Source organism: Bacteroides sp. MSK.20.12 (assembly GCF_019052435.1).
GTDB classification, from domain to species: domain Bacteria; phylum Bacteroidota; class Bacteroidia; order Bacteroidales; family Bacteroidaceae; genus Bacteroides; species Bacteroides xylanisolvens.
The window spans coordinates 24,732-39,570 of the sequence record NZ_JAHQVH010000022.1 but is presented as its reverse complement, the minus strand read 5'-3'; the positions used below and the strand labels follow the sequence as shown (position 1 = coordinate 39,570).

12 protein-coding genes are annotated in these 14,839 nt (G+C 43.9%); 11 read left to right on the top strand and 1 reads right to left on the bottom strand.

Annotated features, from left to right (window positions below):
• Positions 1-126 precede the first annotated feature (126 nt).
• Entirely contained in the window at positions 127-522 is a 396-nt protein-coding gene (locus KTR06_RS12965) for a hypothetical protein (RefSeq protein WP_120069630.1), read from the top strand.
• A 112-nt stretch (positions 523-634) separates the two neighbouring features.
• A complete protein-coding gene (locus KTR06_RS12960; protein ID WP_004313460.1) occupies positions 635-1,177 on the top strand; it encodes a hypothetical protein in 543 nt (180 codons plus the stop codon).
• A gap of 152 nt (positions 1,178-1,329) precedes the next feature.
• Here KTR06_RS12960 and KTR06_RS12955 read toward each other — a convergent pair whose 3' ends face one another.
• Positions 1,330-3,144 (bottom strand): MutS family DNA mismatch repair protein, encoded by a 1,815-nt coding sequence (locus KTR06_RS12955; protein ID WP_217290408.1) that lies wholly within the window; start codon positions 3,142-3,144, stop codon positions 1,330-1,332.
• Between the two features lie 254 nt (positions 3,145-3,398).
• Here KTR06_RS12955 and KTR06_RS12950 point away from each other — a divergent pair, with 254 nt between their 5' ends.
• The 9 genes from KTR06_RS12950 to KTR06_RS12910 all read left to right on the top strand — a co-directional run bounded on the left by KTR06_RS12950 (position 3,399) and on the right by KTR06_RS12910 (position 14,736).
• Positions 3,399-4,043, top strand: a complete 645-nt coding sequence (locus KTR06_RS12950; protein ID WP_004313462.1) for a DUF6563 family protein — start codon at positions 3,399-3,401, stop codon at positions 4,041-4,043.
• 540 nt (positions 4,044-4,583) lie between these two features.
• The gene (locus KTR06_RS12945; protein ID WP_217290407.1) at positions 4,584-6,581 is read left to right on the top strand and encodes a urocanate hydratase; all 1,998 of its coding nucleotides are present in this window, start codon (positions 4,584-4,586) and stop codon (positions 6,579-6,581) included.
• Between the two features lie 228 nt (positions 6,582-6,809).
• Entirely contained in the window at positions 6,810-7,712 is a 903-nt protein-coding gene (gene ftcD, locus KTR06_RS12940) for a glutamate formimidoyltransferase (RefSeq protein ID WP_117683450.1), read from the top strand.
• Positions 7,713-7,850: 138 nt separating this feature from the next.
• Positions 7,851-9,104, top strand: coding sequence for an imidazolonepropionase (gene hutI, locus KTR06_RS12935; protein ID WP_117809751.1), 1,254 nt, complete (start codon positions 7,851-7,853; stop codon positions 9,102-9,104).
• 35 nt (positions 9,105-9,139) lie between these two features.
• On the top strand, positions 9,140-9,769 hold the full coding sequence (locus tag KTR06_RS12930; RefSeq protein ID WP_217290406.1) for a cyclodeaminase/cyclohydrolase family protein: 630 nt from the start codon (positions 9,140-9,142) through the stop codon (positions 9,767-9,769).
• Positions 9,766-11,265: a histidine ammonia-lyase gene (hutH, locus tag KTR06_RS12925; protein ID WP_004313467.1), complete on the top strand. Its 1,500-nt coding sequence runs from the start codon at positions 9,766-9,768 to the stop codon at positions 11,263-11,265. Before KTR06_RS12930 ends, hutH begins: the two co-directional genes overlap by 4 nt.
• Before the next feature lie 347 nt (positions 11,266-11,612).
• Positions 11,613-12,263, top strand: a complete 651-nt coding sequence (locus tag KTR06_RS12920) for a TetR/AcrR family transcriptional regulator (RefSeq protein ID WP_008023025.1) — start codon at positions 11,613-11,615, stop codon at positions 12,261-12,263.
• Between the two features lie 55 nt (positions 12,264-12,318).
• Positions 12,319-13,665: a TolC family protein gene (locus KTR06_RS12915; RefSeq protein WP_217290405.1), complete on the top strand. Its 1,347-nt coding sequence runs from the start codon at positions 12,319-12,321 to the stop codon at positions 13,663-13,665.
• A gap of 33 nt (positions 13,666-13,698) precedes the next feature.
• On the top strand, positions 13,699-14,736 hold the full coding sequence (locus tag KTR06_RS12910) for an efflux RND transporter periplasmic adaptor subunit (protein ID WP_008023021.1): 1,038 nt from the start codon (positions 13,699-13,701) through the stop codon (positions 14,734-14,736).
• Positions 14,737-14,839 lie beyond the last annotated feature (103 nt).

Here is a 14,839-nt window from a genome sequence, read left to right as displayed (position 1 = left end):
TATAAAAAAGGCTACCTTCGAAGGTAGCCTTTTTTGTTTGTCTGCCGTTTATTAATACTAAGATACATTAAAATATATCCTAATTAAACTTTTCATAGAGAGAATCTGTTATATTTGCAGGTGAATATGGCAAAATTTGTAAAGGTAATATTGTTTCTGTTGCTGACAGTTGCTTTTCATAGCATAGCAGGCAATGTCTCTACCGAAAGAATGGTGGATAAGCAGGGGTGTGATATTACATATGCTATGGGGCAGCGTGGGGAAATCTGTGCACCCGATCTTCCGGGTAAGCCTGTGGCTGAATTGACCAATTTGCAGAGCCATCAAATATCTGTGACACGTATTCAACGTGTACAGCTTGGAGAATATTTCTTTTCTTTAAAGAATGCGCTACAAGGTTGTGCTGATCGTGATAGCTCACTATCACAACACTGGGGGCGGATTTATGATACAACAACTTCCTATTATTGCCAGCCATCGAGTGAATACTATGTATACACCTTGAGGCGTATAATTATTTAGCAGTATATTTATTGGTATTGTTTATTTTGTGGTTACTGGTATCTTCTGTATACTGGTGATACTACTTCTTTTTATCTTTATATTTTTACTAATAAATTAAACTTTAAATATTATGGCAACTACTCAAACGATTGATGCTACTATATTCGCATCTACACACCCCGATATCGCTAAACGCATAAGTGTTTCAGGAGTTTTAATCTCTTCTGTTATGTTATTGATTGGTATTTTAGCTTTTGCTTCAACATTCGAATTGGATGACAAGTCTTCTACAACCAGTATGGCTTTGATGGTTTTGGGGACAGGTTTATTCCTTATCGGAATTTTCCGTCTTTTCTGGAAATCAAAGGAGGTTGTTTATTTACCAACAAAAAGTGTGGCTAAAGAGCATAGTGTATTCTTTGATTTGAAGCATATGGATGCTTTGAAAAATCTTGTAAATTCGGGTTCATTCTCCGCTGATTCGAAAATAAAAAGCGAGGCTAGTGGTAATATACGTATGGATGTGATACTTTCTGCTGATAAAAAGTTTGCAGCTGTACAGTTATTCCAATTTGTACCTTACACGTATCAGCCAATAACATCGGTGCAGTATTTCACTAATGAAAAAGCTTCTGCGATAGTCGCTTTTTTGTCGAAAAGTAAAATACAATAAGTATATATCTATAACACCTGTTTGACTTTGTTTTTTCCGACACATTAAAACTATGCAGTTTGAAACTTTATATTGAGTTTGCTGCTACTAAATAAAACAGGTTTTAGATGTTACTGTAAAAGATAACTTTGATTTTCATACGAAGATGGGGATTAGTCGTTAATGACGGCGATCCCCATTTTTTTCATTAAGAAGCAGGCGTTCATGTTTTGAGCAACTCCGTTTCTCATTTGATATGAGAAGGTGAGTTCATTGTTGGTAATGTCGGCTTCGAAACAGTAATTTCGGATATTTTGTGGGAAGGACTCTATTAAAGTCCCTAATAACAAGTCATGGGTGGCGATGATACCGTTGGCGTTCATGTGCATGAATTGTTTGATAAGGGCGAAAGAGCCTTTCTGTTTGTCCATGGAGTTGGTGCCTTTCAGTATTTCATCAAGGATGATGAAAAGCTCTTCCCCGGCTTCAAGTTTGTCTATGATTAATTTAAGTCGCTTGAGTTCTGCAAAGAAATAAGATTCGTTGTCAGCTAGGGAATCACTGGTTCGAAGGCTGGTAACGAGACGGGCCGGATATATTTTCATTTGCTTTGCCCAAACGGGAGCTCCTATACATGCCAGTAGATAGTTTACTCCTACAGTACGTAAATAAGTACTCTTGCCTGCCATATTGGCGCCTGTGATTATAATAAAGAAAGGACGTTTTTCAATGTCTATTCCGTTACGCACACATTGGTTGCGATCCATTAGGGGATGCCCCAAGGCTTCAGCTTGTAGGTGGAAAGATTGAGCAGCGATAGTGGGGTAAATATAATCCGGATGGTTATATGCGAATGTTGCCAGGGAACAATAGGCATCTATTTCTCCGATTGTTTCTATCCATCGGGGTAGGTCGGATGCATGAATCTCTTTCCACTTCTCGATTCGCATCACCTGTCGTAGCTCCCAAAATATCAGTCCGTTGAGTATAGTACTCATGAGCAGATTGCTTCGTTGGTCGAGTGCGTTCATCAGTTTAGAAAGCTGGCGGACTGCTTGAGAAGCGGTTTGATTTTGACTTGTAAGGTCCGTTTTTAACTCTTGCAGTATATGACTGTGCATTTCTTTTTGTTCAGTGAGCAGAATTTGGTCAGCGTATGTCGAAAGAATCTGCAGCTTTTCTCCGTAGGTTGTTTGCAGTTTAGTGATTCCTTTAGAGAAAATAGTACTGAATAATACAAAGCTGACAAATACTCCTCCTGCGATGTTAGCCGAGATAATGCCTAAAATGGCTAGACTTATACATAAGAAATTAATGACGGTAACTGCTATTGGGAGGATACGCAGGAGCGTACGTTTTCGATAATAACTCGGACTGGCTGCCCATTCTTTGATTTCGGTGGTATCGGCAGGTTTTCCTTTATAGAGTAATCCGAGTAAGCGGATTTGTTGGCGATATTCCAAATCGGTGGAGAGTTCCCGGATGGCTTCCTGGCGGTGGTCAATAGCTTCTTTATTCTCCAGATGTGCATTGAACCAATTTGCGAGATGTTGCTTGCCGATAGGGGTTGCGGTGCGGTTGATATATTGGAAAAGAGAGTGTTCGCCAAATACATCCAGATCAAGAGTGTAGAGGTGAGACGGGTTAATGAATTCTTTTCCATCGTCAAAATCGGAAAAATCATATTGTATGGCACGTAGTTCCTGCTCGTTGATTTCTATTTTCTTTTTCAGAAAGTCTTTTCGGTAGAACCAGAAATTATGGCGTTTTACTAACCAAATGAATAAGATAAAGGGTAGGATAGCGAATGCAGAGAGGCATAGCCAACCGTCAGACCCAAAAATAATGGCATTTGCTACGGCTCCTACGAATAAGATAAGTCGAAGAAGACTTATATAATAGATACGTTTTCGTGCATTTTGTAACTCCAGTTCTGTTTTCTGAATGATTTGCTGATATGTGGTAATGATCTGTTCTAGTTTTTCCATGACAAATTTAAATCTTTTGTGCAAAGGTAATATAATTCATAACGGTCGGGATAGGAGCTTGTTTTTGTCAAGAGTAGATTTACTGTTTATTAACGGAAGTAGGAAGATGTGTGGGCTTGGATTATAACTCGTCTTGATAATGTTGTTGTTAGCTGGAAGAAATTTTCAATATTTCTTTTCTCATTCTTGCATTTATCCGCTAAAATTTATAACTTTCCACTCGAAAAGGCGTTAGACAGGAAAGGAGGATGCTTATGAAGAAAGGATGTATCTTATGTTTGCTGATAAGCGTGATTAGCCTTCCGTTAATTGCGCAGAATATTATTTATTCCAACCTGAAAGAGTTGCTGACTCAACATGGCGATACCACTGCTGTGTTGCGTGTAGAAAAACGTTCCAGAAATCAGATTGTATTAACAGGAGGGGCTGATTACCGGATAACGGCCGGTGATGACGAGTCGATGTGCCGGCGTTTGAAGAAGCGTTGTTTTGCTGTGCGTGACGAAAAAGGAAATTTATATTTGAACTGTCGTAAGTTGCGCTATAAGAAATTGCGTTTTGGAGCATGGTATGCTCCTGCCGTTCAGTTAGGCAAAAACATCTATTTTTGTGCGATGCCTTTAGGATCAGTCATCGGAGGCAACTTTGTGGAAGAAGATGATGTAAAACTAGGAGGAAATATAGGCGATGCTCTTGCCGCTTCAAGTCTGGTTACAAAACGTGTTTGCTATGAATTGAATGGGGAAACGGGAAAAGTCGACTTTCTGGGGAAAGATAGAATGCTGCAATTATTGAAGAATTATCCGGAACTGAAACAAGCATATTTGAAAGATGATAGTCAGGAGGCAAAGCATACTTTTAAATATCTGTTAGAGTTGCAGAATAAACAAAAGAAATAATTCCATTAATTGCGGTTGGTATCGTATGAAAAGCCCTATCAATAATACAATCATCTATATAATGATATTATTGAGATGCGGGTTACGCTAGTTATACAAATTCCACCGATTTCATAGCGTTGATTTTAGAAAGGGCTGCTATTTGCTTTACTAAAGATTCTCTTTTATTTTAATGAAAGGGTTTTTACCAACGATCCTTCCATTCATTTTAATGAAAAGTCTATTTTTAGCTTTAGTGAAGCTCCGCCATTCGTTTTAATGATAGTTTTGCAATTTAACGTAATGCCAACCCTGCTATCTACTTCAGTGAAAGGGTTATCTATCTGTTTTGACAAAACGGCCTGTATTCGTGCCTGTATAAAAGCATAAGAGAGTTTTGACATCGCTTGTGTCTTGTTCTTCTATCAAACTGTAAATGTAATAATACCTTTCTGATAATAAATCTGTCAAATCTCTTGTCTTTTATCTTCTTTTTTTCTATCTCGCGAAGAGTTATAAGACTGTATTGCTTACAGTTTGTAATCCTTAATTCTGTTTATTATGAGAATAACTCTTGGCAACACACTACCTCCTTATCCGGATTTTGTAGAAGGTATCCGGAGAGCTCCCGACCGTGGTTATACACTTACCCCGGCGCAGACAATCACTGCATTAAAAAACGCTTTGCGTTATATTCCTACCGAGTGGCACGAACAATTGGCTCCTGAATTGATGGAAGAGCTACGCACTCGCGGGCGGATTTACGGATACCGTTTCCGTCCTGCCGGCGACCTGAAAGCCAAACCGATTGACGAATATCGGGGACAATGCATTGAAGGCAAAGCTTTTCAGGTAATGATTGACAATAACCTTTGCTTCGATATAGCATTATATCCCTACGAACTAGTCACTTACGGTGAAACCGGACAAGTCTGCCAAAACTGGATGCAATATCGACTGATAAAACAATACCTCGAAGAACTTACCCAAGAACAGACGCTGGTTATTGAGTCCGGACATCCATTAGGGCTTTTCCGCTCCCGTCCCGATGCTCCCCGCGTTATAATAACCAATTCGATGATGATCGGGCAATTCGACAATCAACATGATTGGCATATTGCTGCCCAGATGGGAGTTGCCAATTACGGGCAAATGACTGCCGGCGGCTGGATGTATATCGGTCCTCAAGGAATTGTGCATGGCACTTTCAATACCCTCCTCAATGCCGGGCGATTGAAACTGGGGATTCCCCAAGATCAGGATCTGCGGGGACATTTATTTGTATCTTCCGGCTTGGGAGGAATGAGCGGCGCACAACCCAAAGCGGCGGAGATAGCAGGAGCAGTCTCCATCATAGCCGAAGTAGATAGTTCGCGTATTGAAACCCGCCACCGCCAGGGATGGGTGGGACACGTGACTGCGGATATAGCCGAAGCATACCGGATGGCATCTCAAGCAATGCAACGTCGTGAACCCTGCTCGATAGCCTATCACGGCAATGTCGTAGATCTGCTCGAATATGCCGAACGTGAGAGAATTCCTATTGAATTATTATCCGATCAAACCTCCTGTCATGCCGTTTACGAAGGCGGTTACTGCCCTGCCGGACTAACTTTTGAAGAACGCACACGCCTTCTTCACGAATCTCCGGAACAATTCCGTCACTTGGTAGATATATCCTTGTATCGTCATTTCGAAGTTATCAAGAAACTCGTAGCCCGTGGAACTTATTTCTTTGATTATGGAAACTCCTTCATGAAAGCCATATACGATGCCGGAGTAAAAGAAATCTCCCGTAATGGTGTTGATGAAAAGGACGGATTTATCTGGCCAAGCTATGTTGAAGATATTATGGGACCCCAACTCTTTGATTATGGCTACGGTCCGTTCAGATGGGTTTGCTTGAGTGGCAAACACGAAGATCTGATAAAAACAGACCACGCAGCTATGGAATGTATCGACGTCAATCGGCGCGGTCAGGATCTTGACAATTACAACTGGATACGGGATGCAGAAAAGAATCAGCTCGTGGTGGGTACACAGGCACGTATTCTGTATCAGGATGCAGTTGGGAGAATGAACATAGCCCTCCGTTTCAATGAGATGGTCCGCCGGGGAGAAGTAGGTCCTATCATGCTGGGACGAGACCATCACGATGTAAGCGGAACGGATTCCCCTTTCCGGGAGACATCGAATATCAAAGACGGAAGCAATGTGATGGCAGATATGGCTGTGCAATGCTTTGCCGGAAATTGTGCCCGTGGGATGAGTCTGGTAGCTTTGCACAATGGTGGGGGAGTCGGTATTGGCAAAGCAGTCAATGGCGGCTTCGGTATGGTATGCGACGGTAGCGAACGGGTAGATGAAATACTTCGTTCGGCAATGCTCTGGGATGTGATGGGCGGAGTAGCCCGTCGCTCATGGGCGCGTAATCCGCATGCGATGGAGACAAGCGAAGCATTTAATGATTCCCATGCAAGAGACTATCAGATAACAATGCCGTATGTAGCAGACGAAGAACTTATAAAGAAGATAGTCCCATATATTGTGGGAAAATAGTATCATATATTATGGGAATTTATTCTCTTAATATAAGAGAATAAATTCCCATAATATATGGAACTGTTTAAACATATAGCTGTTTAGTATAAACCGTGCGGTGATTCGGTATGAAACTCGTGTGAACCGTGCCTGATTATATAAGGACTATTGGGCAAGAGCACTTGTTTAATGTAAAACATATAGTTATCCAGTTGAATATAACCTCTATAATAATAGATATTTGATATGAGTTGGAATAAAATTATTGAATGCGTCCCCAATTTTAGCGAGGGACGTGATTTAGAGAAAATAGATCAGATAGTAGCCCCTTTCCGTATTAAGGCTGGAGTGAAACTGCTTGATTACAGTAATGATGAAGATCATAACCGTCTGGTTGTAACCCTTGTCGGCGAGCCGGAAGCTCTGTACGAAGCAATCGTTGAAGCCGTCGGTGTCGCTGTCCGTTTGATAGACCTGAATCAGCATACCGGGCAACATCCCCGTATGGGAGCAGTCGATGTCATCCCTTTCATCCCGATTAAGAATACCAGCATGGAAGAAGCCATCGAACTATCCAAGAAAGTAGCCGCAAAAGTAGCCGAGATCTATCATCTTCCTGTCTTCCTGTATGAGAAGTCCGCAACTTCACCGCATCGGGAAAATCTCGCTTCCGTTCGTAAAGGAGAATTTGAAGGCATGGCCGAAAAAATCAAACTACCCGAGTGGCAACCAGATTTCGGACCTGCCGAACGTCATCCAACCGCAGGTACAGTCGCCATCGGAGCCCGTATGCCGCTCGTTGCCTACAATATCAATCTTAGTACGGACAATCTGGAAATAGCTACCAAGATAGCAAAGAATATCCGCCATATCAATGGAGGGCTCCGTTATGTGAAAGCAATGGGAGTGGAGCTAAAGGAGAGAAACATCACCCAGGTATCCATAAACATGACCGACTATACCCGTACTGCCCTTTACCGCGCCTTCGAACTGGTACGTATCGAAGCTCGCCGCTATGGTGTTACGATTGTCGGTAGTGAAATCATTGGCCTCGTACCGATGGAAGCCCTGATTGATACAGCTTCCTACTATCTCGGACTCGAAAACTTTTCCATGCAGCAAGTCTTGGAAGCCCGTATCATGGAATAGCCGGTAAAGAAATATGTTAGCGAATATTCAATCCAAATCAGAACGGATGTTTACAGGGGAACCTGTCCTGATAAAAAACAACGGATCAAGAAGCAGGATGAATGAAACAAGAATAAACCAAGATAATTCGGATAATTTATGAGTGAAAACCTAATCATATTCAATGCCCGTATTGTAACTCCCATCGGCTTTTCCGCCCGTAAAGGCGAAGAAATGTCCCAACTGCAAGTCATAGAGAACGGAACCGTGGAAGTCACCAAAGGAATCATCACCTACGTTGGTGAAAACCGTGGCGAAGACCGCGACGGTTACTACCAACACTACTGGCATTATAACGCTCGCGGACACTGCCTTTTGCCCGGCTTCGTTGATTCCCATACCCATTTCGTGTTTGGCGGCGAACGTTCCGAAGAATTCTCCTGGCGTCTGAACGGCGAAAGCTATATGTCGATTATGGAGCGGGGAGGCGGAATTGCAAGCACCGTAAAAGCCACCCGGCAAATGAACTTCCTGAAACTTCGTTCAGCAGCTGAAGGCTTTCTGAAAAGAATGAGCACAATGGGCGTAACCACCGTAGAAGGTAAAAGCGGCTACGGACTGGATCGGGAAACCGAACTATTACAGCTAAAGGTAATGCGTAGCCTGAACAACACCGAGCATAAACGTGTCGATATAGTCTCCACCTTTCTCGGTGCCCATGCCCTTCCCGAAGAATATGCAGGAAGAAGCGACGAATACATCGACTTCCTGATTCGTGAAATGCTTCCCCTTGTCCGTGATGGCGAACTGGCAGAATGTTGTGATGTCTTTTGCGAACAAGGCGTTTTCTCTATCGAACAGTCCCGCCGCCTGCTTCAGGCAGCCAAGGGACACGGCTTTCTGTTGAAACTCCACGCTGACGAAATCGTCTCCCTCGGTGGAGCTGAACTGGCAGCCGAACTGGGAGCACTGTCTGCCGACCACCTCCTGTACGCTTCCGATGCCGGCATCCGTGCAATGGCCGATGCCGGAGTGGTAGCCACCCTGTTACCTTTGACCGCTTTTGCTCTGAAAGAACCCTACGCACGCGGTCGTGAAATGATTGACTCCGGCTGTGCGGTAGCACTTGCTACTGACCTGAACCCCGGCAGTTGTTTCTCCGGTTCTATCCCGCTGACCATTGCTCTGGCCTGCATCTATATGAAAATGAGTATCGAAGAAACCATCACCGCCCTGACCCTGAACGGAGCTGCCGCCCTTCAGCGAGCCGACCGGATCGGAAGCATCGAAGTAGGCAAACAAGGCGATTTTATCGTTCTCAATTCCGACAACTATCATATTCTACCTTATTATATAGGCATGAACTGTGTAATCATGACTATTAAAGGCGGTATGCTGTATCCCGTTGCTTAATAGTTGACTCAATTAATCACTTAAAACAAAATACCATGTTAGCAGATTTAACCGTAAAAGATTTCTTAGATAAAGTAGCTTGCAGCGACCCTGTACCCGGTGGAGGTAGTATTGCCGCTTTGGATGGAGCGCTGGCTTCCGCCCTTTCCACAATGGTAGCACGGCTCACCATAGGAAAAAAGGGATACGAAGCCAGTGAAGAAGTAATGCAGCACGCACAAACAATCACCCTCCGTTTGCTGGACGAATTTATTGCACTTATCGATAAAGATTCCGCTGCCTACAACGAAGTCTTTGCCTGCTTCAAACTTCCTAAAACAACCGACGAAGAGAAAACCGCCCGAAGTGCCGCCATTCAGGAAGCAACCAAACAAGCCGCCCTCGTTCCGTTGGAAGTAGCTCGCAAAGCACTGGATATGATGTCCGTCATAGCAGATGTTGCCCGCCTGGGCAACCGCAATGCCGTCACAGATGCCTGTGTAGCCATGATGTCCGCCCGTTCCGCCGTATTGGGAGCCTTGCTGAACGTCCGTATCAACCTCGGTTCGCTCAAAGACAGAGATTTTGTCCTCCAACTGCAAACCGAAGCCGATACAATCGAGCAAACCGCCTGCCGGAGAGAAAAAGAATTGTTGGATGCCGTAAATCAAGACCTGCGCGTATGAGTAAGAATGTATATCATATCGGTTCCGGAGCATTAACCTTCGAAATCATCGAACGAATTATCAACGAAAACCTAAAACTGGAACTAGCTCCCGAAGCCAAGTTGCGCATCCAGAAATGTCGCGACTACCTCGACCACAAAATAGCTTCTTCCGAAGAACCGCTGTACGGTATAACAACCGGTTTCGGCTCTTTATGTACCAAAAATATTTCTCCTGACGAACTCGGTACGCTTCAGGAGAACCTGATAAAAAGCCATGCTTGCAGCGTAGGCGAAGAAATCCGCCCCGTCATCATCAAATTGATGATGCTTCTCAAAGCCCACGCCCTCTCATTGGGACATAGCGGCGTGCAAGTAATCACCGTACAGCGCATCCTCGACTTCTTCAACAATGACGTCATGCCCATCGTCTATGACCGCGGTTCCCTTGGAGCCTCCGGCGACCTCGCGCCGCTCGCCAATCTTTTCCTCCCCCTGATCGGTGTCGGCGATGTCTACTATAAAGGGAAAAAGTGCGAAGCCATCAGCGTACTCGACGAATTCGGCTGGGAACCCGTCAAACTAATGAGTAAAGAAGGACTGGCCCTGCTTAACGGCACCCAATTTATGAGTGCCAACGGTGTATTCGCTATGCTCAAAGCCTTCCGCCTCTCAAAAAAAGCCGACCTCATAGCCGCCCTTTCCCTCGAAGCCTTTGATGGTCGTATCGACCCGTTTATGGACTGTATCCAGCAAATCCGCCCCCATCAGGGACAAATCGAGACAGGCGAAGCCTTCCGCAAACTACTGGCCGGTAGCGAACTTATCGAACGTCACAAAGAACACGTTCAAGATCCCTACTCCTTCCGCTGCATCCCGCAGGTACACGGTGCCACGAAAGACGCCATCCGCTACGTTGCCTCCGTACTATTGACCGAAATCAATTCCGTCACGGACAACCCCACCATCTTCCCCGATGAAGACCGGATCATCTCCGGCGGAAACTTCCACGGGCAACCGCTTGCCATCTCTTATGACTTCCTTGCCATCGCTTTGGCCGAATTGGGAAATATCTCCGAACGCCGTGTCTCCCAACTGATTATGGGACTCCGCGGACTACCTGAATTCCTGGTTGCCAACCCCGGTCTGAACTCCGGCTTTATGATTCCGCAATATGCCGCCGCTTCGATGGTCAGCCAGAATAAAATGTACTGCTATGCGGCTTCGAGCGACTCCATCGTCTCCTCCAACGGACAGGAAGACCACGTAAGTATGGGCGCCAACGCCGCTACCAAACTTTATAAAGTGATGGACAACCTGGAACATATCCTTGCCATTGAGCTGATGAATGCTGCACAAGGCATTGACTTCCGTCGTCCGCTGAAAACTTCTCCCGTTCTTGAACGTTTCCTTCATGCCTATCGGAAGGAAGTGCCTTTTGTGAAAGATGATATCGTGATGTACAAGGAGATACATAAAACAGTCGCCTTCCTGAAGAGGACACAAATTGACTATTGACCATAAACCAACCCTTTTTCGCTTTTCGTTAATAATGGCGACTGTTGTTGCCGGGTAAGTGTTGATTCTATCGACATTTATCCGGCATTTGTCGATTATAATCCCTCTGCGGGCGATAAAACTTTACTTCGTATTCTCCTCATTCCTACCTTTGCCCTATGTTTGTTCCGTATTTCCTATTAACACTTGTTTTCATTTTACTCTATTGAATGATAATAATTCCCAAATGCATTATAAATAGATGGAAACTTGATTTGTTAATTGAGTTTTCTATATATCTTTGTTCCGTTTTTCCTTTGGAAATGAAAAGAAAACGAAAACTGCATTTTAATAAAATAGAAAAACGGATGATGGCAGAGCATGGAAAAGACGCTTCCCAACGGGTAGAGTTAAGAGAACGGATCATAACGGCAGCAACAGAAGCTTTTACTTCAAAAGGTATCAAGAGTATTACGATGGACGACATTGCAGCAGCATTAGGAATATCCAAACGTACCCTCTATGAAGTCTTTTCGGATAAAGAATCGTTGTTGAAAGAATGTATACTGAAGGCACAGGCCGACAGAGATAAGTACTTGCAGAAAATCTTTGAACAGTCGCATAATGTGTTAGAGGTAATACTTGCAGTCTTTCAGAAAAGTATTGAGGTGTTCCATCAGACGAATAAACGCTTTTTTGAAGACATCAAGAAATATCCGAAGGTATATGAGATGATGAAGAACCGGCAGGACAGCGATTCGCAGAAAACGATGTCCTTCTTCAAGACGGGAGTAGAGCAGGGCATTTTTCGTCCGGATGTGAACTTCGCTATCGTTAATTTGCTGGTACGAGAGCAGTTTGACGTACTTCTGAATACGGATATCTGCAATGAATATCCTTTCATTGAAGTGTACGAATCCATCATGTTTACTTATATACGCGGCATCTCCACCGAAAAAGGAGCAAAGGTACTGGAAGACTTTATACAAGAATATCGTAAGAACCGCATCGCAGATTAGAGCAAGAGTGAGGTTTTATTGACAAACAAGTAAGATTAAATTAGAAATTCAGTTTATGGACAAGATGAAAAGATTGGCAGGTAAGAAGATTCTTCTGGTAGCTGTGGCACTCTGTGCATTTGGTTTTGCAAAGGCGCAGGATACACAAGCGGAGAAGAATATACTAACCTTAACCTTAGACAAAGCCCTGGAAATTGCATTGGATGAGAATCCGACAATTAAAGTGGCAGCAGAAGAAGTCGCATTAAAGAAAGTTGCCAGCAAAGAAGCCTGGCAAAGTCTGTTGCCGGAGGCTAGTATTGCCGGTTCAGTAGACCATACCATTAAAGCGGCTGAAATGAAACTGAACGATATGTCGTTCAAGATGGGACAAGACGGTTCGAATACCGCCAATGCGGGGTTGAGTATTAATCTGCCACTCTTTGTGCCGGGCGTTTATCGTGCCATGTCGATGACAAAGACGGATATTGAACTGGCAGTAGAGAAGTCACGCGCTTCCAAACTGGATCTCGTGAATCAGGTGAGCAAGGCTTATTATCAGTTGATGCTTGCGCAGGACAGCTATGAAGTGCTTCAAGGCAGTTATAAACTGGCAGAAGATAACTACAATGTAGTGAATGCCAAATATCAGCAGGGAACTGTGAGCGAATATGACAAGATTAGTGCGGAAGTGCAGATGCGCAGTATTAAACCGAACTTGATTTCGGCAGCTAATGCGGTGACTTTGGCTAAGTTGCAGTTGAAAGTCCTGATGGGGATCACAGCCGATGTGGAGATAAAGATTAACGATAGTCTGACCAACTATGAGACGGCCATGTTTGCCAACCAGTTGAGAGAAGAAAATGTAAATTTGGACAACAATACCACCATGAAACAGTTGGACTTGAACATGAAGTTGCTTGAAAAGAACGTAAAGTCTTTAAAGACAAACTTTATGCCGACTCTTTCAATGAGTTTCTCCTATCAATATCAATCACTGTATAATCCGAATATCAATTTTTTCAATTACAACTGGAGCAACAGTTCCAGCCTGATGTTCAATCTTAGTATACCTTTATATAAGGCAAGTAACTTTACGAAAGTGAAATCCGCCCGTATACAGATGCGCCAGCTCGATTGGAACCGTATTGATACGGAAAGACAATTGAATATGCAGATTGTCAGTTGTCGCAATAACATGAGTGCCAGCACAGAACAGGTAGTCAGCAACAAGGAAAATGTGATGCAGGCAAAGAAAGCGGTAGTGATTGCCGAAAAACGTTATGATGTAGGTAAGGGCACGGTGCTCGAACTGAACAGTTCCCAAGTGTCACTGACACAGGCTCAACTTACCTATAATCAGTCCATATACGATTACCTGGTTGCTAAGGCAGACCTCGATCAGGTTCTGGGAAAAGAATAAAGATAGACAACTAAAAAAATACAATTAAGGAATATGAAAAGAAGTATCCAATTGGTAGCCCTGCTGTTAACTGTGTTTATGGGCTCATGTACAGGTGGAAAAGACAAAGCGGCTGCGGAACATGTGGACGCGAAGCCCATTGTGAAGCTGGCAGACGTAAAAGCCCGTCCCGTAGATCAAATACAAGATTACACAGCAACGGTGGAAGCCGAAGTAAAGAATAATATAGCTCCTTCGTCTCCCGTACGTATTGACCAGATTTTTGTGGAAGTGGGCGACCGCGTATCCAAAGGCCAGAAACTTGTGCAGATGGATGCAGCCAACCTGAAACAGACGAAGCTGCAACTAGATAATCAGGAAATTGAATTCAACCGTATCGACGAATTATATAAAGTGGGCGGTGCGTCCAAATCAGAGTGGGATGCTTCGAAGATGCAACTCGATGTGAAGCAAACCGCTTATAAGAATCTGCTGGAGAATACCTCTTTGCAAAGCCCTATCAATGGTGTGGTCACTGCACGCAACTATGATAATGGCGATATGTACAGCGGTGGAGAGCCCGTACTTGTAGTAGAACAGATCACTCCGGTGAAACTCCTGATTAACGTGTCCGAAACTTACTTCACGAAAGTGAAAAAAGGTACTCCTGTCGATGTGAAACTCGATGTATATGGCGATGAAGTATTTACAGGAACCATCAATCTGATTTACCCTACCATAGATGCCACTACCCGTACATTCCAGGTAGAGATCAGACTGGATAATAAAGACCAGCGTGTGCGTCCGGGAATGTTTGCCCGTGCGACATTGAACTTCGGTACAGCAGAAAACGTAGTTGTTCCCGATTTGGCAATCGTTAAGCAGGCAGGTTCCGGCGACCGTTATGTATTCGTTTATAAAGACGGTAAAGTATCTTATAATAAGGTCGAACTGGGTAGACGCATGGGTACGGAGTATGAGTTGAAATCCGGTGTACCGGATAACTCACAGGTGGTAGTTGCCGGACAGTCACGTTTGGTGAACGGTATGGAAGTAGAGGTGGAAGCCTCTTCCCAGCCTTCTTCCAAATAAGAGGTGTTCAGTACCTTTCGCCCGATGCATTTATTAATTAACCTGATTTCAAAACGATCTTCCGGCTCCCTCTTTTGGGGAGAGGAGCAGGGAGAGGCTTTTA